The sequence below is a fragment of the Legionella israelensis genome (assembly GCF_004571175.1).
GTDB lineage: Bacteria > Pseudomonadota > Gammaproteobacteria > Legionellales > Legionellaceae > Legionella_D > Legionella_D israelensis.
In genome coordinates this window covers 2,112,679-2,134,128 of record NZ_CP038273.1, presented here as the reverse complement: position 1 = coordinate 2,134,128, position 21,450 = coordinate 2,112,679, and the positions used below count along the sequence as shown (strand labels likewise).

Below are 21,450 nucleotides of genomic sequence, written 5' to 3'. Positions count from 1 at the left end.
GCGATGATGAAATTTTTTTGTGCACTTTTAGGATAAATCATTATTTAGATCAAATTGGCTCTTCTGCTCTTCTTCACGATGATTTTTTATAAATTGTATACGTCTGAATAAGGGATCAGAGGTATGTTCCGAGTTAGCCTGGATATTATCAAATGCACTGATTAAATCATCAAGTGTTGTAATTTGCATATCATCAATTTTCTTAACGAGCTCATTCACTTCTTTCACATAATGTCTGTCATTCCAATGACCGTGCAGCAAACGCAGGAACGAAGAGTCATTTTTTGTATAATCCACCAATAGCTGACGGGCACTGTCAAGAGAGTTCTGGCCTCGTTGATAAAGCTTTTCATAGGACAGAGGGAAGGTTTGATTCGACACCTCGGTTGCGCCTGCATTTTTGTCTATGGAAAAAAGGGATAATTCCGCCCCAGCGTTTGAATTCGATGTGCTTTCCTTAGTGTCCCCTCGCATTTTTAAAGGATGAGACTGCAGCCATGGATGATTCGGATCCATGTCCTTACCGTCCTGATATGCCTGAAAAAAAGGATTTTCTTTTTGTTTATCCTCATCCTGATCAAGAAACTCATTTAGCAGGTTTAATTGTTCAAGATAATGGCGGGCTAAGAGCAGATTAGGGACAGATTGTATGCCGCCCCAGAAATTTGGTTCATACAGTTGTTCAGCACCCAAACCTTCATCAAAGTAGTCCTCGTTTTCATGAAACCGAACAGGTAAGATTATATGATAACCTGCGCCAGCCGCACGATATAAATCGGCAATGGCCGTTTGCACAATTTCCTGTTGCTTTTTGTCCTTTTCCCATTTCTCCATATTGGTGGTGGGCAAACTCAAGGTGGCATAACCTTCCCTGCCGATCTGTGCCGCTGCCCTGGCCAGCCCACCTCCACTTTTAATTGAAAACAAGGTGCTTTCTTTCGTATGGTGGCTGGCATTCCCGGGAAAAATAAAAACGGCGTTTTCAGGCTTTATTTTATGGTTTTGACAATACTGTTTATAATTTTCGATGTTAATTTGCCCATCGATGAGATAAAGAGGCATACCTTATCCAAAATAATTAAACGAATCATACATGCATTTATATATTCAATTAGACTAAATAGCAACCAATTTTGCAGGTTATACATCAATTTTATATATGGCGATAAAAATAAGCTAGGCTTCTGAATGACTGTGACTGTACATGGCCAGTGCAGCAGCAATGACTGCCGCTTTGTGCTGCGGCATCGTCTTATTAGAGTATTCCAGCCATTCTGGGTGTGATTCTACCAGGGAAGTGGTCAACAAACCTTCCTGTAATTCACTGGACTTTAACATTTCCAGATAATAAGGAATGGTTGTTTTCACACCAAACAATCGCATTTCTTCTAAAGCTCTTCTGGCTCGACAAAGTACACTTGGCCAGTCCAGAGCCCAAACTGTTAATTTGGCACAAAGAGAATCATAATCCGGAGGAATCGTATAGCCTGTGTATATTGCGCTGTCCGTACGCACACCGGGTCCACCCGAAGCATAATAGCGTGTCACGCGTCCAAAACTGGGTAAAAAATCATTCTGAGGGTCTTCAGCATTGATACGAAATTCAATGGCAAAACCTCTTCGACTGATCTGCTCCTGTGCCAATTGCAGTTTTTCTCCAGCCGCAATACGAATTTGCGCCTGAACAATATCAATGCCAGTGATCTGCTCTGTCACAGGATGTTCCACCTGCAGTCGGGTATTCATTTCCAAAAAATAAATGTTTGACTGCTCATCGACAATAAATTCAACAGTACCTGCATTGGTATAACCAACAATATCCACAATTCGAAGCGCATAGTCATAAAGTTTTGCACGTACCTCTTGCTGTAATTGTGGTGAAGGCGCAATTTCAACCAGTTTCTGATGACGGCGTTGAATGGAACAGTCCCTTTCAAATAAATGTACACGGTTTCCATAGTGATCCGATAAGACTTGCACCTCAATATGGCGTGGATTAACAATCAATTTCTCCATAAAGATATGCGCATCACCAAATGCTTTCTCGGCCTCAGATTGTGCTCTGGAAAAATTCTGGCGCAACTGCTCATCGTTCTGACAGATACGAATGCCTCTTCCACCTCCGCCAAAAGTCGCCTTCAGCATCACCGGGTATCCCAGATGTCTGGCACATTCAATCGCATTAGCCACTGTATCTAAATTTCCATCACTGCCAGGAATCACAGGAATCTTGGCCTTTTGCATGAGCGCGCGGGCAGCAATTTTAGATCCCATTTTTGCGATAATGGATGATTTAGGACCAATAAAGACAAGACCAGCTCGCTCGCAGGCATCGGCAAATTCAGCATTTTCCGATAGAAAACCATAGCCAGGATGGATGGCTTCGCAACCTGCTGCTTTTGCGCATTCAATAATGCGATGCGCATCAAGATAGGCTTTCATGGGACTTTTTCCTAAGCAATGCGAGTGCGAAGCCCTCTTGACATGGAGAGCGTAGCGATCCACCTCGCTGTAAATAGCCACCGCTGCTATACCCATTTCTTTACAGGAGCGTATAATCCTTAATGCGATTTCACCCCGGTTAGCTACGAGAATTTTTTTAAACATGCCTGACCTTAATGATTAAACTTGTTTATATAATAGCTAATGAACACTGGCTACGTGAACAGTATTTTAGTACCTGGAAAAAAATTAAAGATAAAGTCGCATAATTATTTACGGCAGGTATAATAATTTTATTTTAATGATACCCCGGCACCGCACATACGAGCAAATGAGCATTGATGTTTAAAAATTTAATTTTTTAGCCAAAAACGCAGGTGCGGAAGTCGGTGAGATGCAATAATTGTCCAAACAATATCGGAGACTGCAATGCCGGAACGCACCCCCCTGGTTCTTATGATTCTTGATGGCTGGGGCTACAATGAAAATGCGGATCACAATGCTATCCATGCCGCCAGGACACCTCAATGGGATAAATGGTGGAACACTCGACCACACATGTTGCTACAGGCCTCCGGCCAATCGGTTGGTCTCCCGGATGCGCAAATGGGAAATTCGGAAGTAGGCCATATGCATTTAGGCGCAGGCCGCATTCTTTCACAGGATTTCACTCGCATCAATCAGTCTATTCGCGATGATCGTTTTTCGGAAAACACCATCTTTAATCAAACCATTGATCATTTAAAAGAAACAGGGAAATCGATGCATGTTATGGGGCTGCTCTCACCTGGAGGTGTACACAGTCATGAAGACCATCTGTTTGCCTTTCTGGATTTATGTGCAGAAAAACAATTTCAATCTCTTTGTCTGCATCTCTTTCTGGATGGAAGAGATACACCGCCACAAAGTGCCCTGCAAAGCGTACATCGCTTAAATCAGCAATTAACTCAATTACCCGGTGCTAAAATCTGCTCTATCACCGGCAGATATTATGCAATGGACAGGGACGAAAGATGGGAAAGAATAAAACCGGCCTATCATTTAATCACAGCTGCCGAATCTGAACACCATTATCCTGCGGCAGAAGAAGCGATTAAAGAGTATTATTTATCTGGTGTGAGTGATGAATTCATCCCTCCTACACATATTAACGATGGTACACCCATTAAAAATGGCGATGCTGTTTTCTTTTTTAATTTCCGTGCAGACAGAGCAAGACAACTTACTTCAGCGTTTATCGATGAAGAGTTTCAAGGATTCGAACGAAAAACACAGCCTAAGCTGAGTGCATTTATCAGCATGACTCAATATTCCAAGGATCTGAACACCATCTGTGCTTTTCCTCCCCTTAAAATGCAGCATACCCTGGGTGAAATCATTTCCGAATACGGCCTGACTCAATTGAGAATAGCGGAAACCGAAAAATACGCCCACGTCACTTTTTTCTTCAATGGAGGAACAGAAGAGGTGTTTGCAGACGAGGACCGGATACTGGTTCCTTCCCCACAAGTTGCCACCTATGATTTGCAACCTGAAATGAGTGCCCCGGAACTAACCATGGCCTTAGTCGACGCTATTAACAGTCAGGCTTATGATGTCATCATCTGTAACTATGCCAATGCAGATATGGTAGGTCACAGCGGCAATTTTTCAGCCACAGTTCGTGCCATTGAATGTCTTGACAAGTGCATGAGCCAGGTTTGGTCTGCCTTAAAAAAACACAAAGGACAATTGCTGATAACCGCTGATCATGGAAATGCTGAAACCATGTATGATGAAACTACGCATCAACCTCATACAGCACATACCTGTATGCCTGTACCTTTGCTGTATATTGGCCATCCGCAATGGAAGTTTACTCAACAAAATGGCAGTCTGGTGGATGTAGCACCCAGCATACTGGCTTTACTGGATATCGAAAAGCCGGCGGAAATGACTGGAAAAGCCCTGTTGGAAAAAGATAATGATTAAAACCACGCTCTTTCGCTCACGGGAATATCTCATTTGCGCCATATTTTTCTGTCTTTTTATCAACAAGCCCATATCAGGTACGAGCACTCTACAGGCTGCTCCTCTTCCCTCCTCGACCAGGGAAACCCAGCATCGACTGAAAAAACTGGACGCTCAAATCGGTGCTCTTCAGCAAAAACTAAAGCAGGCCAATAATCGACGAGAGGTTCTTGATAAGGAATTGGCAAAGACGGAAAAACAAATTAGCGCCAGCATCTTAAAACAGCGTCAACTGCAAAAAGAGATCAATGATAAAGAAGAAAAAATTAAAATTTTGCAACAACAAAATCATCAATTAAATCAACAATTGTCAACACAACAGGAACTTTTGGCTAAACATGTTCGCTCCTGCTATCAGATAGGGGAATATCAACCTTTAAAATGGCTGCTGAGCCAGGAAAATCCGGGCAGTTTCAGTCGAGTCATGAGCTATTATCAATACATTATAAAATCCCGTAAAGAATTAATTGATGAGATTGAAACTGCCCATAAGCAATTAACGCAAACAAGACACCATCTTCAGGAAGAGTTGTCCACAAAGCATCAGCTGCAAAAACAATTAAATACCCAGCAACAAAAATTGATAGAAACGAAAAAGTATCATCAAAGCGTTATTGGCGCTTTAAACAACGATATCCAGAAAAAACAGTCCAGATTAAAGGAATTTAAACGCAATAAAGAAAATCTGACTCATTTATTAGCTACTCTCGCCAAACAAAGCCTACGGGAAAATCACAAGCCATTTCATCAAATGCGCCGTAAGATGCCTTATCCTGTCACAATAAAGCCTCATACTTTTAAAAAAATGAACCAGGGCGTTACCTTTTTTGCCAAGGAAGGTACACCGGTTATTGCCATCTATTCTGGTAAGGTGGTGTTTAGTAACTGGTTAAAAGGATATGGTTTATTGCTTATCATTGATCATGGAAATGGATTTATGAGTCTTTATGCGCATAATGAATCTCTTTTCAAACATAAAGGGGAAGAAGTGCTGCAAAATGAACAAATTGCAAGCGTTGGCCATAGCGGCGGAATTAAGGAAAACGGACTATACTTCGAAATAAGGCATCATGGAAAAGCGGTATCTCCGCTAAGTTGGCTATCCTAAATGTGTATTAATTTAGTCTCTACATCCATCGTGCACTATACTTGTTAATAAAGAATAACAATCAACGAACAGTGTTCGACTGTTCAAGGCCGTGCTATCGAAGGAGAATGCTATGCAAACAAAATGGTTATACTCACATACCCTGGCATTACTGTTAACGATACCTGTTTTTCCGACTTCAGCACTGGCCGAGAATAATGAAACAAACAGCCCTGTTCCTCTTGAAGATGTACAGAGATTTTCTAATGCACTTAATCAGATCAAAAAATATTATGTCAAACCAGTAGAAGATAAAGAGCTCTTTGATAATGCAATCCAAGGCATGTTAAGCAATCTTGATCCACATTCCTCTTATCTCAATGAAGATGCTTTTAAAGACCTGCAAACGGCCACCAGCGGTGAGTTCGGTGGATTAGGAATTGAAGTCACCATGGAAGAAGGCGTCGTTAAAGTCATTACTCCTCTCGTGGACACACCTGCTTTTAAAGCTGGAATTAAAGCCGGTGACTATATCATTAAACTCGGCCATCAATCCGTGCAAGGCATAAGCCTTAAAGATGCCGTCAATATCATGCGGGGCAAACCAGGAAGCACCATTGATCTGACCATATTGCGCAAAGGGGAAGACAAGCCCTTAACCTTTACCTTAGTCAGAGAAACCATCCAGATAAAAAGTGTTAAAAGTAAACTTCTGGATGGACACTACGGCTATATTCGTTTGACGCATTTTCAGGCATTAACGGGTAAAAGTTTAATACAGGCTGTAGAAAGACTGAAACAGCAGTCTGGAGGAAAATTACAAGGTCTGATACTTGATCTGAGAAATAATCCGGGCGGTTTGCTGGATTCCGCAATACAGGTTTCCGATGCCTTTATCAATAACGATAAGAAAGGCAAAGAAGAAAAAATCGTTTACACAGAAGGCCGCTTACCAGGTTCAAAATTTACTGCCCTGGCAAATCCAGGCGATATTATGCACAATGCACCGATAGTGGTCTTGATTAACAATGGCTCTGCTTCTGCCTCAGAAATTGTTGCCGGTGCCTTGAAAGATAATAAACGAGCTATTATCCTGGGCACAAAGAGCTTCGGTAAAGGTTCTGTGCAAACGGTTCTTCCTCTTGATGAGAAAAGAGCCATCAAATTAACCACGGCTCTCTATTATACGCCATCAGGCCATTCCATACAGGCCAAAGGTATCACTCCTGATATCGTTGTTGAAGAAGTAAGTATTCCAGATAAAAAAAATAATACTAACTTTAAAGGATTTACTGAAGCCAGTCTTAAAAACCATTTAAACAATGGAGAAGAAAATAATCAGCAAGTTGAAAAAAAGAACAAACCGATGGATTCACAGGCATTATTGCATGAAGATTACCAACTTTACACCGCATTAACCATTTTAAAAGGTTTGGTCGTAGCAAAACGGTAAAAAAATAAAGGGGCAGTTAACCCAAATAACAGAAAAAGAAGGGAGCTCTTATGGCCAGGACGAGCAAAAAAATAAATTTAGCCTTACAAGGTGGTGGAGCTCATGGAGCGCTTGCTTGGGGGATTATCGATAAATTACTGGAAGACGGCAGAGTTAGCTTTGATTCCATTTCAGCAACCAGTGCAGGAGCAATGAATGCTGCTGTGCTTGCCTATGGCCTGGCACGGGGAGGAAATGATGCAGCTCGGGAAGCCTTGCACAGCTTCTGGAAAATGATCAGCGATGCTGGCGAACTCTATAGTCCAATCCGCTCCACCCCCATTGAATCCTTCTTTAATGTCAAAATGGAACACTCCATGAGTTATTTCCTTTTTGATTTGTTAACCAAGATCTTTTCTCCCTATCAGTTAAATCCTTTTAATTTTAATCCATTAAGAGAAGTACTTGAAAAAAACGTAGATTTTAATGAAATTGCTTCTTGTAAACACACCAAGATTTTTATTTCAGCAACCAATGTAAAAACCGGAAAAATCAAAGTTTTCGATAATAAAGAAATTTCAATCGATGCGGTGATGGCTTCAGCTTGCCTGCCATTTATGTTTCAGGCGGTTAAAGTGGAAGAGGATTATTATTGGGATGGTGGCTATATGGGAAATCCAGCCATTTTCCCTCTCATTTATAATTCAGACTGTAATGATGTGCTTATCCTTCATATCAATCCCATTTATCGCGATGAAGTTCCGGAAACGGCTGCGGATATTCTAAACCGCGTGAATGAAATCAGTTTTAATTCCTCATTAATGCGCGAAATGAGAGCCATTAATTTTGTCAGCCGCTTGATCGATGAAAACTGGATCAAAGATGAATATAAAAGCAAATTAAAACGCATGTTTATCCATGCCATTCGTGCGGATATGACCATGCAATCCTATTCAGTAGCCAGCAAGCTTAATCCGGAATGGGCTTTTATTCGGGAACTATATGAAACGGGTCGTGCTAAAGGAGAGGAGTGGCTCAAGGATAATTTAAATAAAATAGGCAAAGTGTCCAGCATTGATATTACAGAATACATGTAAAGGATATTTTTAAAGGACTTGAAAAAATGAATAACAATAAAGAAAATAAAGAAACACCGGCAACTCGCCAAAACAGTTTATTTTCTCAGAAGCTTGCACGATTTTTTGCTCTTTTTAACGAGGCTATCAGCTTTCTTGCCCGTATAGCCTGGCCAATCATTGATATCGTTTTTCGTATATGGATAGCCCAGCAATTATTGGTTTCGGCCATACTTCTGACCAGCAGCTGGAATACTGCTGTCTTTCTTGCAAGCCAGGAGTATCCTGTCCCTTGGTTATCACCGGCTTGGCAAGCCTTTTTAGGTATATTTGCCCAATATGCAGGTGGAATTTCACTTTTACTCGGGCTATTTACCCGGGCAGGCGCTTTAGCCGTCTTCGTTTTTGCTGTCATGACACAAATTTACTATACTCCCATCGATCTGAATTTATTCTGGATCATTCTTATGCTGGGTTATATTTTAAGAGGCCCAGGGCCCCTATCTCTTGATCACCTCTTTCAGCAAGGCTTAAGTCGCAGCCCCTTACCTTTTGCCATGACCTTAAGAACTTTCTTTGACAGGACTCATGAAGTTCTTTCTGATGTTTTTTTGCTGATTTTAAGAATTTGGCTAATGCTCACTTTGTTGCTGGTAGCACAGCAAATCAATGCACTATCTACCATAGGCATGGTCAAATATTCAACCTGGCTGCCATTAAGCTCAGCCTGGTTCATTTTTGGAAACCTCTCCATTGCTCTGGCGCTACTATTTGGTCTTGGACTTGCCACTCGTCTTAGTGCCATAGCAGCTATGATCATTATCTCAATCAACTATATGGAAGGTGCAGTAGCCTTCTATCCTTACTGGCTGATGGTCATGGCCGTTTTATTTGTTTCAGGGCCCGGAAGAGTCTCTCTTGATCATCTGATTCTTTCCTTTTTACGACAACGTTATCCTCAATTATCCGGAAAACCGGCATTCCATTTGGATCGTTTACCCCATGTGGTTATTGTTGGCGGTGGATTTGGAGGTATTGCCTGCGCCAAAGCGCTGCGCAATGTTCCGGTCAAAGTAACGCTCATTGACCGGCATAATTATCACCTTTTTCAACCTCTGCTATACCAGGTAGCCACAGGTAGCCTTTCACCTGGAGACATTGCGATTTCCATTCGTTCTCTCTTTTTAAAACAATTTAATGCGGAAGTGCTGCTTGGAAATGTGACGCAAATTGATAAAGACAAAAAAATCGTTAAAACCGATGATTTTCAAATTTCCTATGATTATCTGGTGATAGCTACCGGAGCCACCCATAGTTATTTTGGTAAAGATCAATGGGCGCCATTTGCTCCAGGGTTAAAAACGATCAACGATGCCACAACGGTGCGCAGCAGCCTGTTAGAAACGTTTGAACTTGCTGAAATCACTGAAAACGATGAAGAAAGACAGCAACTGTTAAATTTTGTGATTGTAGGAGCAGGCCCGACAGGCGTTGAGCTTGCCGGAGCCATTGCAGAACTGGCCCGCTACGGGATGGAGAAAGATTTTCGCCGCTTTGATCCTGCTTCGGCAAACATTATTCTTGTCCAGGCAGCACCCCGAGTTTTACCCACTTTTTCAGAAAAGATATCTGCCAAAGCACAAAATGCTTTAGAAAAAATGGGAGTAAAAGTTATGATCAACAGCATGGTCGAAGACATTGATGATCAAGGGGTGATCGTTAACGGAGAAAGAATATTTTCCAAGTCCGTTTTATGGGCTGCTGGCGTCACTGCCTCCCCGGCTTTCCAGTGGCTTGGTGCAGAGGCGGATCGAGCAGGCCGCATTATTGTTGAAGAAGACCTAAGCCTACCCGGGCATCCAGACATCTTTGTCATTGGTGACACGGCGTCCTCAAATGCCTGGGATGGCCAGCCGGTACCTGGGCTTGCACCCGCTGCAAAACAAGCGGGGAAATACGTGGCGAAGAAAATCGCAACACAAGTCTATAATAAAACATATACAAAACCCTTTAAATATAAACACCTGGGCAGCCTGGCTACCATCGGCCGCAAATCTGCCGTGGCTGAATTTAATACATTTAAAGTCAGTGGTGAGTTGGCTTGGTGGTTTTGGGGGGGAGTGCATGTTTCCTTTTTATTGGGCGGACGAAACCGTCTCAGTGTCATTGTTAATTGGCTCTGGGCTTATTTTACCCTGCGAGCCAATAACTTGCTCATCACCAAAACCTCTCGGCAAAAACATACATCGGCTCATCAAGCAAAAAACAAACCTATAGAAGGATAATACACCATGGATAAAAAACTTGCTGCCACCAAAAAATACAGTTTCGTTAATGAATTTGATATGCCTGCACCCAGATGGATAAGAACCTATCCTGCAGGTCCTTATCGCTTCATTAATCGTGAATTTTTTATTATTAGCTATGAAACCGATCCGGACATTTTGGAAAGTATCTTACCGCCTCACCTAGAACTTCTTGAACCGGTTGTTAAGTATGAATTTATTCGCATGCCAGACTCTACGGGATTTGGTGACTATACAGAAACCGGTCAGGTGATACCGGTCAAATATAAAGGTGAGGAAGGAACATTCACCATATCTATGTTTCTTGATTGTCATGCGCCTATCGCAGGAGGAAGAGAAATTTGGGGCTTTCCGAAAAAACTGGCCAAACCCAAATTATTTGTCGAAGAAGATGCCCTTATTGGCATTCTCGATTACGGAAGCACAAGATTGGCTACTGCCACCATGGGCTATAAACACCACAAACTGGATGAAGAACAGGTTTTGCAATCTTTAAAAAAGCCTATTTTTCTATTAAAAAACATCCCAGGCGTGGATGGAAAACCAGAAATCAATCAGCTAACCCGCACTTATTTGAGCGATATTAACGTTAAAGGGGCATGGACAGGGCCGGGAAGTCTGGAACTACACCCTCATGCACTTGCTCCTATTTCCGATCTTTACATTAAGAAAATTGTGTCCGTGGCGCATTTTGTAACGGATTTAACCTTACCGTATGGGGAAGTGGTTGAAGATTATCTGAAGAAAAAATAAAAGCTTCAAACTAAGATTGAATGCGGTTGCTTATTTCAAACCGCGTTCACTCGTATCTGAAAAATGAATTATTTTGATTGATTCCCGTATAAAAAGCTTTTTACGTGATAAGGTTCGTTTGGCGACATCAAAGCCATGAATGCTTTTGATGTCGCCAAACGAACCTTATTTAAATTCAAAGGATTGTCCTTTTTTCACAAATCCCAGGAACCCATCGGCTTTGGCATTCGGTAATTTACCTGTTCCATAATGATACAACCATATTTTTTTCTTTAAATGCGCAGGGATGGTCATCAGTTCGGTATAATGAGCATGCACGCCGCTTTTTTGCTCAGCAATTTCGCAGTCGTGAAAAATGATATCCGCCTCTTCATAATAATCCAGCAGCTGATTAGGCGCATACTGCGTATCGGCTGTATAGTAAATGCGAGTGTTTTTATAATCCATTAACAAGCCATAACATGGCATTAACTCATAATTGCTGACGACGTGAACCGCTTGAATTAGCTTAAAATTCACTTTTTGCCATGAAAATCTTTCCTGCGATTGAACCGGATGCACATTAAAAAAGGTGTCCAGCGTAGCTAATTCAGTTTGCAAGGTTCGAAGTCCTCCAGATAACGAACGCTCCCATAAATCATTCACTAGATTTTCAGAAAGAATCAGATTTGGCTTTCCCTGATATTTGGGATCAAAAAAGGTTGTTGTCGCCAGCCATTCCAACCCACCAATATGATCGGCATGAAGGTGACTGATATAAATATTACGGACATCCATGTAATTAAAGTCTTGCTCATACAATGAAAAACGAATATCTGTTCCTGCATCAATCAATAAAGTATCATTGTCTTTTTGCAACAAAACGTTTGATTGATAGTTCTCAGAACCCACAGTAAATGCAGAGCCAGCACCCAGGAATATCATTTTCAACATCATCAAATCATCCTATATTGCTTTTGCCTTCATACATTGCAATAGTTATGAATTACATATCCTCTCTTTTAATTGTAGCAAGAAAACCATCTCAGCCTTTCTTGTTCTCTGGCGTTTCTTCAGAAACCTGCTCAGGTATCAGGAAATAAGTCGGAACCTCACCTAAACCTTTTAAGGATGTTTTGCCTCGTGCTGAAAAGCGATACTCCTCTTTCATCCGCTTATAGACCGCTTCTGAACAATGAATACATCCAGGTTGCGAAGTACTTTCAAGCCGAGAAGCGATGTTCACTGTATCGCCCCATAAATCATATGTGAATTTATATGTTCCAATCACACCAGCTGTAACGGGGCCGGTATGCAGACCCATACGAATTTTTATTTTTTCCGGCCCCTTATATTTTTCATTAATAAAAGTCATCATGGCTAAGCCGGCTTCAATGCTGCGTTTCAAATGATCTGGTTTAGGTTCGGGAATACCCCCTGCCATCATATAAGCGTCCCCTATGGTCTTAATTTTTTCCAGACCATATTGCAAGGAAATGGCATCAAATTGAGAAAAAATATTATTCAGCATATCCACCAGTTTTTGTGGACTCAACATTGATGTTAGCGGAGTAAAGCCAACAATATCGACAAATAAAACGGATACATCATCAAACTGGTTGGCGATATTTGTTTCTTCGGACTTCAACCTTTGAGCAATGCTTGCTGGCAAAATATTTAATAAAAGTTTTTCCGATTTCGCCTGCTCAGCTTCAATTTGACGCTCATACCTTCTACTGACCTTCAATGCAGCATATGAAGCAGGAAAAGCCACCACAAAACCCAACAATATAAAAGTAATGATCACGGTTTTTTCAAGCTTGGAAATTTCCTTGTTCAGGCGGTCAAGATTCTCATGAGAGAAAACACGTATATTGGTGTTTGGAATACGGTAAGAATCAACGAGCTCAGCATGACCACTTGGCGTTTTTAAAATGCCTCCTGAGCTTACTTTATTTTTTTCAATAGCTTCACCCCAGTTTTCAGGTTTTCCATTAACACCAGGCAAATAATCGATTTTCAGCTGATTAACTTTGTAGCCAATCAGTTTTTTAAGCGGATGAGCTAAAAATACACCGCTTTCTTGATTAACTAAACAAAGATAGCCGCGATCCATTTCTGTTCTGGCTAACGATGCCTGAAAAGCAGCAATGATCTTTTTCTTATCCTGTCCTTCTTGCAAAAGATTCGATAAAATTTTTCCAATAATTTCAGCCTGTCTCTGATTAACATCCATGTTCAGAGTAAGATAGGTGGTTCGAATTTTATCTAATAACAGCGGAGATAGTATTGCACCAACTAAAATGAGGCTGGAAAAGATACCTAAAAAGGTAAATATATATAGATTCGACTTCTTTGCCATGATATGTGGAATCTCTCTAATAATAGGAATATCCAGCTAACGCAAATAGAGTTATAGAACTTATGTCTATCTCTATTTACATTAGACTGAACCAGACAACTTGGCAAACCATTATCAAGAAGAGTCGTTATAAAAGTTGAATAATTCTACAGTGCGTTCATCAATGAGCATCGGTGAGTCATTTTTAACTGAATGCAAAATAAATTCATGAAGTCGAATATAAGTCTTCTGTTTTATTCATACGCAATTTATGGCACAATAGCGACTCAATGTTTTTATTTTTATCTCAATGAATATTTTTAGACCATTTCTATTCGTTATTTTCTTGTCTTTTGTTTTATCTGCAAAAGCAAATGTCAATCTGTATTTTAATCAGATAAAAAACAATCCCGACAAACTGCATGCCTTTTTAAAAAAAATGCCTAAAGGAGGTGAGCTCCATTATCATTTAGATGGCGGTGTTCTCCCTGAAAAAATGATTCAATGGGCCGCAGAAGAACACTATTGTTTGCAAAAAGATACTCTGGTCATAAAAAAAACAATGAACGATTGCGGCCAGGATGTGTCAAGCAAACAATTGGTTAAGTCTCCAGGGCTTTATGAACAAACCGTTCGAGCCTGGTCGATGAAAGACTTTGTCAGCACTAAAGAATCAGGGCATGATCATTTCTTTAACAGCTTCCCCAAATTCATGCCACTTGCATTTGACAAACAAACTGAAATTCTTGCTGAAATCTTAAAGCAAGCAGCTCAGCAAAATGTGCTTTATCTTGAGCTTATGGTCAGTCCTGATAAAGCACGGTCATCTGAATTTGCTCAAAGCATTAGCAAAATGGATACACTTGCGAAAAAAAAACAGGCTTTATTACGCAACAAGGCCTTTCTCAACAATATTCAATCCACAGTGGCCGAGACAACAAATATTTTAAAAAAAGCGCGTCAACGTCTCGGTTGTGACCGTACTCCTAAACAAAAGGCTTGTAAAATCACGGTCAAATTTCAATATTATGTCCTGCGAGAGCAATCAGCAAATGCCGTGTTTGCTCAGGCTTTAAGTGCGTTTGCTGCCGCTGCAAATTCCAGCGATCTCGTGGCCGTCAATCTCGTGCAGGCAGAAGACGGTTATTTATCTTTACGGGATTACCAAAAGCACATGCAAATTTTCCAATTCCTGCATCAGGTTTATCCCGAAGTTCATATTGCACTGCATGCAGGAGAGCTATCGCCAGAACTCGTGGCATCTGAGCATCTTAAAGACCATGTTCGAGAAGCCCTCTTAACCGGCCGTGCTGAACGTATAGGCCATGGCGTAGATATCATGCATGAGAATAAAGCAGAAAACACTTTGAATTACATGGCTAAACATGACATAGCAGTTGAAATTAATCTCACCAGTAATCGTGAGATTCTGTCCATTACGGGTAAAGATCATCCTTTAAGGCAATATCTCTTGCACCATGTCCCTGTAGTACTTTCCACAGATGATGAAGGTGTACTGCGAACAGATTTGAGCCAACAATATTTGGAGGCAGTACTTAATCATGGTATAGATTACCCCCTCTTGAAACAAATTAATCGGAATGCACTAACTTACAGTTTTCTTCCTGGGAAAAGTATCTGGTCAAATTCTCAAACCGCTCAACCCGTCAATGAATGTAGACAATTAGATTCTATTGCTTGTAAAAATTTTACGAAAAAGAGCCAAAAGGCCAGATTACAATGGTTACTGGAAAAAAAGCTAATCTCTTTTGAGCAAAAATATTAGGTGTGTTGACAATTGGGCTCCTACCCGACGTGGCAACCCTGCTTAACTTATGTGGGTGCTTTTTTCTCGCAAGATGGACTAATAAATTTCCCAATCAGGACTGAGCATTCAGAATCCGCTTGCCCCAACAGAAGAAAGAGAAAAACCAATACTGCTCTTTTCTTCAGCCAAAGGAGTGAGTTGGTTTTCAAACCACCGATTAAGCATTACTGGATTTTTTGATATGTTTTGGATACTCATAATGGCCTGCTGCAAGTTCTGCCCTTCGGCTAATAATTCATTTTCAGGTAATTGAGCATGCGTCATAAGCAATGCATGCCTCAGCCTTCTGGCAAAAGAGCCTTGTGGATTAAATCCAGCATTTTCCTTGACATCATCATACACTTCAAGCAAAGCTTCGTAGCGTTTATTGACCGAGGAATCTTTTAACTTATCGCTCAACTCACGGGCTTCTTTTCTGTGGCTTCTTTGAGAGTGGAAGAACATGGCCTTTGGAGATGCATAATCGGCAAATAAACCTGCCACACTGAAATTTTGATAGGATTGTGGTAATTGATCCTGATTTCGGGCAATATTCTCAGGCAATTCAGACTTTTGGTGATTTAAAAAACAATCTGTAATAAGTGCAATGATCGTTCGAATCGCTATCTTTTCGCCAATATGTTCTTTAAATACCTCAGGAGCACTATCTTTAATGATTTGAAACATCTCTCGTGTCTGAGGCGAAAGAATAAACGTTTCAATGCTTGGGTCGCTAAAATCAAATTGTTGCTCAACAAACTCCTCAATGAGATGGCTATCGTATTGATCAATGAAGGATTTGAAAACATCGCCTGCAAAATTACTGCCTCCAGGGGCGACGAACTCTAAGCCATTATTCTCATAAGCAAGTTGAGTCAAGTCAGCTATATTCTCCTCAAACTCCTCTTTATCCACATCATAACAGGCAATAATCTCATTTTTTGCCTTTTGTTTTGCTTCTTCCGTTAAAGAAGCCCAATGCTGGTAGAGTTCAATTAACTGTGCCTTCCTCATCGGTTTAAGCCCCTAGTGAAAATCAACAGCCTAACAGGGAAAGATTAAGAAAATATTACAATATTTGAAAAAAATAGAACAATTTTTTAAATTAATTAACTAATTTGTTGAAAAAAACTTGTTTATTGTCTATAAATTTTACTATGTTTTTATAATATATCCAACTTGAGATGTCTTTGATGTTTTCCAATTTTTTAAATTTCTTTCTTGTCAAAGGCCCTAAAAAAATCATCATTCTTATTGGTGTTTTATTTATACTTACATGGATAGGCTTAAGCTTTATTTATCCCTTCTCTTTTTTTTATAAGGGCTTTATCAGCATGAGCATGGCTGGCCTTATTCTTTTTTATATTTTGTCTGCTCATTTTTCCATGGTTTCAACATCCTTATTTCTCCATAGAAATCAGACCCATCTGGCGGTAAATTTTAATCCTGTAGTCAGTTTCCTTATGCGGTTCCACCTATGGTTAACTACAGGCATAAACACAAAAGAGTGGGTAGCCATCCATCGCAAACATCATCGTCATACGGATAGAATAAATGATCCGCATAGTCCGAAATATAAAGGAATAGGCAACATGCTACGCTATGGATATGACATTTATAATGAGGCTAAGACTCCAGAAGTACTGGATAAATATGGAGTAGGTACAGTGGATGACTGGTTAGAGAGGTATTTTTTTTCTCCTTATGCCAAACTTGGTCCCTTGATCTATTTGATTCTATTGACTTTCGCTTTTGGTCTGTATGGAATTATCTTCTGGAATCTGCAGATGATTTATCAGATTTTTTTCCAAGCCTCTGTCATCAATGGACTGGGACATTATATAGGCTATCGAAACTTCAATACCAATGATAACTCAAGGAACATTTTACCGATAGGAATACTCGTTGGTGGAGAGGAATTACATAATAATCATCACCATAACCCCGGCTCGGCAAAATTTTCATTTAAGCTTTGGGAGTTTGATATAGGCTGGTTATACATCAAGTGTCTTATTTTGTTAAGGCTGGCAAAACTAAACGGCCGGCAAAAAAACGATAAGAAAGAAAATGAATCTGTACTGGTTTAAAGCTTATAATTTATGGCAACACAGTATTTTTTAGAAAATCCCATAAAAAACCCCCGCAATAATGCGGGGGTTTTTGGTAATATTTGTAACGATTAACGCTTGGAGTACTGAGTAGCTCGACGTGCTTTATGTAGACCAACCTTTTTACGCTCTACACGTCGTGGATCACGAGTTAATAAACCGCGTGCACGTAACCTTCTACGGAATGAAGAGGGATCAGGCTCACTTCCTTCAGACAGACCGACTTCGTCGTATTGAACCAAAGCTCGAGCAATACCTAAACGGACAGCGCCTGCCTGGCCAGAAATACCTCCACCTGTCACCGTGGCATAAATATCGAACTTATCAATGGCATCCACTGTTTCTAAAGGCTGCCTTACAAGCATGCACGAAGTTTGTCGACCAAAATAGTCTTCAAGCAAGCGATTGTTGATTTTGATTTCACCTTTTCCAGGACGTAAAAAAACTCTTGCTGAAGAGTTTTTTCTACGACCCGTGCCATAATATTGCTGCTTTTCAGCCATTATCTTTATTCCTCAATCTCAAGTAGTTTAGGTTGCTGCGCCGCATGCGGATGCTCACCGCCGACATATACTTTCAGCTTTCGATACATTTCACGGCCTAAGGCATTTTTGGGAAGCATGCCTTTAACAGCAAGCTCAATGATTTTAACCGGATTTTTCTGCTGCAACTTTTCGAAAGAAGCCGATTTAATACCGCCAGGATAACCGGAATGATGATGATACATTTTATTTTTAAATTTATTTCCGGTCACCGTTACCTTTTCAGCGTTTGTCACAACAATATAATCGCCCGTGTCAACATGAGGGGTGTATTCAGCCTTATGCTTGCCACGCAAACGCCTAGCTATCTCGGCAGCTAAACGACCCAGGACTTTATCAGTAGCATCGACCACATACCAGTCACGTTTGACTTCATGTGCCTTGGCGCTAAATGTATTCATTAAATAAACTCCGTACCGCCTAATTGGTTATCTTTTACTTTTGGATGGGCGATTTTAACCAAATATACAACATCCTTCAAGTAAAACTGTAATTATTTTTAATCAGCTGATCAGTAAGCGTTTGACGAGATGTCCTTCTAACAGATGATGATGGATAATTTCGTCTATATCTTTAAAAGAGGAGTAATTATACCAGACTCCGTCGGGGTAAACCACTATACAAGGTCCAAGGCTACAGCGGCCAAGACAACCGGATTTACTTACTCTTATTTTCCCGGGACCATGCATATCCATTTCAAGTAATTTGCTTTTCATATAATCAAAATATTCATCCGCTCCGGCTGTAGCACAACATTTTTTGCCAGCGGCTTTTTGATTGGTACATATAAAAATATGTTTAATATAATGATTCAATGAAATATTACCTTCTTGATTCAATTTTTGTTTTTAGTTTCAAGCCAGGTTTAAAAGTAACTACACGTCTCGCTTCAACTGGGATTTCCTCGCCAGATTTCGGGTTTCTTCCCGGTCTTTGTGGCTTATCACGTAAGGTAAAGTTGCCAAATCCCGATAACTTTACATGATGGCCGCTCTCAAGGCTTTGTTTCAACTCCTCAAAGAAGTTTTCTACCATATCCCTGGCATCGCTTTTAGACATCTGTAACTCGTCACAAAGAGTTTCTGCTATTTTTGCCTTACTTAATGCATTCACAATTAGTCCCTCAATATAATGGCAAAGTTGTCTTCGAGTTTTTTAATTATAGCATTAATTAATTCATTGATCTCAATATCGGTTAATGTACGACCGGCATCTTGAAAGGTCAAAGAAACTCCCAGACTTTTTTTACCGTCCACAACGCCCTTACCTTTATACAAATCAAACACGTCAAACGATTTAAGCCAATTGTTTTTAACCGTTTCAGAAATCACTTTTTTAATATCATCGACAACAATGTCTTCTGCCACCAGGAAAGACAAATCACGTCGAACTTGCGGATATTTCGAGATAGCTTTGTATTTAACTGTACTCTTCTCAGTTAACGAAGAAAGCAATAATTCAAACAGTATTACCTCATGAGTTATAGACAATGCATCGACAATGCCTGGATGCAATGCCCCAATCCACCCCACATTCTTGCCGGCAATTCTAATCATGGCCGTTTTTCCTGGATGCAGGGCAGGATGTTCTTCGGCAATAAACTCGCTTTGATCTATCTTAAGATCATTAAATAAAGCCTGAAGTTCCCCTTTTAAATCATAAAAATCATAATTACGCGTAGTCTCTGCCCAATTTAAGGCACCCCGTTCCCCCATCAGAAGCCCGGCAATCTTTGCCTGCTCTTGAATGTGTTCGTTTTCTTTATTAAAGACCACTCCTACTTCAAACAATTTCATGGCCGATGATTGGCGATGAGCATTATAAACCATAGAAGCTATTAATCCCGGCCAAAGACTCATGCGCATTTGAGACAATTCTGAAGATAAAGGATTTAATAAAGATAAGGGCTGTTTCTGTGGATGCAGCGTTTCCTGTAATTCTGGATCTACAAAACTGTAGCTAATGGTTTCATGATATCCACGGTGACTAAACCAACGGGATAATTGAGCCGTCAATTTCTCAGTTAAGCTTGATCGCCCTGCCTTGACTATGCAGGACGGTGACTCAGCAGGTAATTTATCGTATCCATATAAACGAATTATTTCCTCAACAAGATCTTCTTCAATAGATATATCAAAACGGTGCAAAGGAACGATAACTTCAAGCTGCTCAGCCGCCGTCTCAGTGATTTTCATCCCTAATGACTGCAATAGTGATATCAGGTGCTCAAAAGGTACATCTACCCCGGTTAACTGTTTGACTTTCTGCGGCTGAAACATCAATTTTACTGGTTTTGGTTTATGTGTTTCATCACTGGCTGTCATCATTGGACCAGGCTCTCCACCGACAATGGAAAGCAATAATTCAGTAGCCGTCTCCAAAGCTCTGCCTTGCAGCTCTGGCTCTACACCCCGTTCAAAACGTTGGGAGGAATCGGTGCAAAGACCATAGCGCCTTGCCACTCCTGAAATGGCGAGTGGATTAAAAAATGCACTTTCAAGAAAAATATCCTGTGTAGTTTCCTGCACAGCACTGGATGCACCACCCATAATACCTGCCATCGCTAACGCCTGCTTTTCATCAGCGATCAACAGAACATTTTCATCCAAACTGACTTTTTGACCATCCAGTAACTCCAAGGTCTCATTTTGCATAGCCATACGCACACTGATATCACCAGAGAGCATTTCTAAATCAAAAGCGTGCATGGGTTGTCCTAGCTCCAGCATGACATAATTTGTTACATCAACCACTGGATGGACAGATCGAATACCACTGCGTCTCAGTTTTTCACTCATCCATACCGGCGTCTTTGCCTGTGGATTGATCCCTTTTATAATTCGCCCACAATAAATTGAACAACTTTCAGGCTGATTTAAGTGAACTTTCACTGCATCATCAATGGCGGGAGGAATCTTTATCTGTGATTTCTGTTTTAAAGTCGATTGGTTTAAAGCCGCTATTTCACGGGCGACACCTAAAACACTAAAACAGTCGGCACGATTAGGTGTTAAATCAATATCAAGAATAAAATCATTCAGTTTAAGATAATCTCGAAAAGATTCTCCGACAGGTGCGTCTTCATTTAATTCTATGATGCCCTCTGACTGTTCAGCCATGCCAAGCTCGGTTGCCGAACACAGCATTCCCTGTGATACTTCTCCACGAAGCTTTGCTTCTTTTATTTTTATACCACCAGGTAATTTTGCACCTACCGTAGCTAAAGCCACCTTTAATCCGGCACGAACATTGGCCGCCCCACAAACAATCTTTAAGTGTTTATCACCGCCGGCATTAACTTCACATAAGGTCAATTTATCAGCCTGAGGATGCGGCTCGGTTTTCATGACTTCAGCAACCACAACACCATTAAACTCACTCGCTACCGGCGTGACAGCGTCAACTTCGAGACCGGCCATAGTTAATTGTGAGGCAAGCTGTTGGACGGTTAAAGAAGGATTCACCCATTCACGCAACCATAATTCGCTAATTTTCATTAAACATCTCACCCATCAGATTTAAGTCAAAATTAAAAGAAAAACATAAGAGCAGCGCATAAGTTAATAA

18 protein-coding genes are annotated in these 21,450 nt (G+C 40.7%); 8 read left to right on the top strand and 10 right to left on the bottom strand.

Annotation, left to right across the window (positions count from 1 at the left end; genetic code table 11):
• Positions 1 to 27 precede the first annotated feature (27 nt).
• Together E4T55_RS09705 and E4T55_RS09700 are read right to left on the bottom strand one after the other, a co-directional pair.
• Positions 28 to 1,062 (bottom strand): DUF5617 domain-containing protein, encoded by a 1,035-nt coding sequence (locus tag E4T55_RS09705; protein ID WP_058500914.1) that lies wholly within the window; start codon positions 1,060 to 1,062, stop codon positions 28 to 30.
• 114 nt (positions 1,063 to 1,176) lie between these two features.
• Positions 1,177 to 2,607 carry an acetyl-CoA carboxylase biotin carboxylase subunit gene (locus tag E4T55_RS09700; RefSeq protein WP_058500913.1) on the bottom strand — a complete coding sequence of 477 codons (1,431 nt, stop codon included), beginning with the start codon at positions 2,605 to 2,607 and terminating at the stop codon, positions 1,177 to 1,179.
• 264 nt (positions 2,608 to 2,871) lie between these two features.
• Between E4T55_RS09700 and gpmI the strand changes: the two genes are divergently transcribed.
• The 6 genes from gpmI to E4T55_RS09670 all read left to right on the top strand — a co-directional run bounded on the left by gpmI (position 2,872) and on the right by E4T55_RS09670 (position 11,106).
• Positions 2,872 to 4,413: a 2,3-bisphosphoglycerate-independent phosphoglycerate mutase gene (gpmI, locus tag E4T55_RS09695; RefSeq protein WP_058500912.1), complete on the top strand. Its 1,542-nt coding sequence runs from the start codon at positions 2,872 to 2,874 to the stop codon at positions 4,411 to 4,413.
• Positions 4,406 to 5,560: a murein hydrolase activator EnvC family protein gene (locus E4T55_RS09690; RefSeq protein WP_082636470.1), complete on the top strand. Its 1,155-nt coding sequence runs from the start codon at positions 4,406 to 4,408 to the stop codon at positions 5,558 to 5,560. Before gpmI ends, E4T55_RS09690 begins: the two co-directional genes overlap by 8 nt.
• A gap of 112 nt (positions 5,561 to 5,672) precedes the next feature.
• Positions 5,673 to 6,992: a S41 family peptidase gene (locus E4T55_RS09685; protein ID WP_058500911.1), complete on the top strand. Its 1,320-nt coding sequence runs from the start codon at positions 5,673 to 5,675 to the stop codon at positions 6,990 to 6,992.
• Positions 6,993 to 7,042: 50 nt separating this feature from the next.
• Positions 7,043 to 8,068, top strand: a complete 1,026-nt coding sequence (locus E4T55_RS09680; RefSeq protein WP_058500910.1) for a patatin-like phospholipase family protein — start codon at positions 7,043 to 7,045, stop codon at positions 8,066 to 8,068.
• Between the two features lie 26 nt (positions 8,069 to 8,094).
• Positions 8,095 to 10,332, top strand: a complete 2,238-nt coding sequence (locus tag E4T55_RS09675; protein ID WP_082636469.1) for an FAD-dependent oxidoreductase — start codon at positions 8,095 to 8,097, stop codon at positions 10,330 to 10,332.
• A gap of 6 nt (positions 10,333 to 10,338) precedes the next feature.
• Entirely contained in the window at positions 10,339 to 11,106 is a 768-nt protein-coding gene (locus tag E4T55_RS09670; RefSeq protein WP_082636468.1) for an acetoacetate decarboxylase, read from the top strand.
• Between the two features lie 165 nt (positions 11,107 to 11,271).
• Here E4T55_RS09670 and E4T55_RS09665 read toward each other — a convergent pair whose 3' ends face one another.
• A complete protein-coding gene (locus tag E4T55_RS09665; RefSeq protein ID WP_082636467.1) occupies positions 11,272 to 12,042 on the bottom strand; it encodes an MBL fold metallo-hydrolase in 771 nt (256 codons plus the stop codon).
• 88 nt (positions 12,043 to 12,130) lie between these two features.
• Positions 12,131 to 13,447, bottom strand: coding sequence for an adenylate/guanylate cyclase domain-containing protein (locus tag E4T55_RS09660; RefSeq protein ID WP_058500909.1), 1,317 nt, complete (start codon positions 13,445 to 13,447; stop codon positions 12,131 to 12,133).
• A 289-nt stretch (positions 13,448 to 13,736) separates the two neighbouring features.
• Here E4T55_RS09660 and E4T55_RS09655 point away from each other — a divergent pair, with 289 nt between their 5' ends.
• A complete protein-coding gene (locus E4T55_RS09655; RefSeq protein WP_115325337.1) occupies positions 13,737 to 15,212 on the top strand; it encodes an adenosine deaminase family protein in 1,476 nt (491 codons plus the stop codon).
• A gap of 108 nt (positions 15,213 to 15,320) precedes the next feature.
• Here E4T55_RS09655 and E4T55_RS09650 read toward each other — a convergent pair whose 3' ends face one another.
• Positions 15,321 to 16,247 (bottom strand): hypothetical protein, encoded by a 927-nt coding sequence (locus tag E4T55_RS09650; RefSeq protein ID WP_058502741.1) that lies wholly within the window; start codon positions 16,245 to 16,247, stop codon positions 15,321 to 15,323.
• A 179-nt stretch (positions 16,248 to 16,426) separates the two neighbouring features.
• Between E4T55_RS09650 and E4T55_RS09645 the strand changes: the two genes are divergently transcribed.
• Complete coding sequence (locus E4T55_RS09645; protein ID WP_058502742.1) at positions 16,427 to 17,320, top strand: fatty acid desaturase; 894 nt, start codon at positions 16,427 to 16,429, stop codon at positions 17,318 to 17,320.
• 92 nt (positions 17,321 to 17,412) lie between these two features.
• On the opposite strand, the gene rpsI is transcribed toward E4T55_RS09645, so the two are convergent.
• The 5 genes from rpsI to pheT all read right to left on the bottom strand — a co-directional run bounded on the left by rpsI (position 17,413) and on the right by pheT (position 21,380).
• Positions 17,413 to 17,844, bottom strand: a complete 432-nt coding sequence (gene rpsI, locus E4T55_RS09640) for a 30S ribosomal protein S9 (protein WP_058502743.1) — start codon at positions 17,842 to 17,844, stop codon at positions 17,413 to 17,415.
• A 5-nt stretch (positions 17,845 to 17,849) separates the two neighbouring features.
• Positions 17,850 to 18,284, bottom strand: coding sequence for a 50S ribosomal protein L13 (rplM, locus tag E4T55_RS09635; RefSeq protein WP_058502744.1), 435 nt, complete (start codon positions 18,282 to 18,284; stop codon positions 17,850 to 17,852).
• A gap of 102 nt (positions 18,285 to 18,386) precedes the next feature.
• Positions 18,387 to 18,698 carry a (2Fe-2S) ferredoxin domain-containing protein gene (locus E4T55_RS09630; protein WP_058502973.1) on the bottom strand — a complete coding sequence of 104 codons (312 nt, stop codon included), beginning with the start codon at positions 18,696 to 18,698 and terminating at the stop codon, positions 18,387 to 18,389.
• Between the two features lie 7 nt (positions 18,699 to 18,705).
• Positions 18,706 to 18,996, bottom strand: a complete 291-nt coding sequence (locus E4T55_RS09625; RefSeq protein ID WP_058502745.1) for an integration host factor subunit alpha — start codon at positions 18,994 to 18,996, stop codon at positions 18,706 to 18,708.
• A gap of 2 nt (positions 18,997 to 18,998) precedes the next feature.
• A complete protein-coding gene (pheT, locus tag E4T55_RS09620; protein WP_058502746.1) occupies positions 18,999 to 21,380 on the bottom strand; it encodes a phenylalanine--tRNA ligase subunit beta in 2,382 nt (793 codons plus the stop codon).
• Positions 21,381 to 21,450 lie beyond the last annotated feature (70 nt).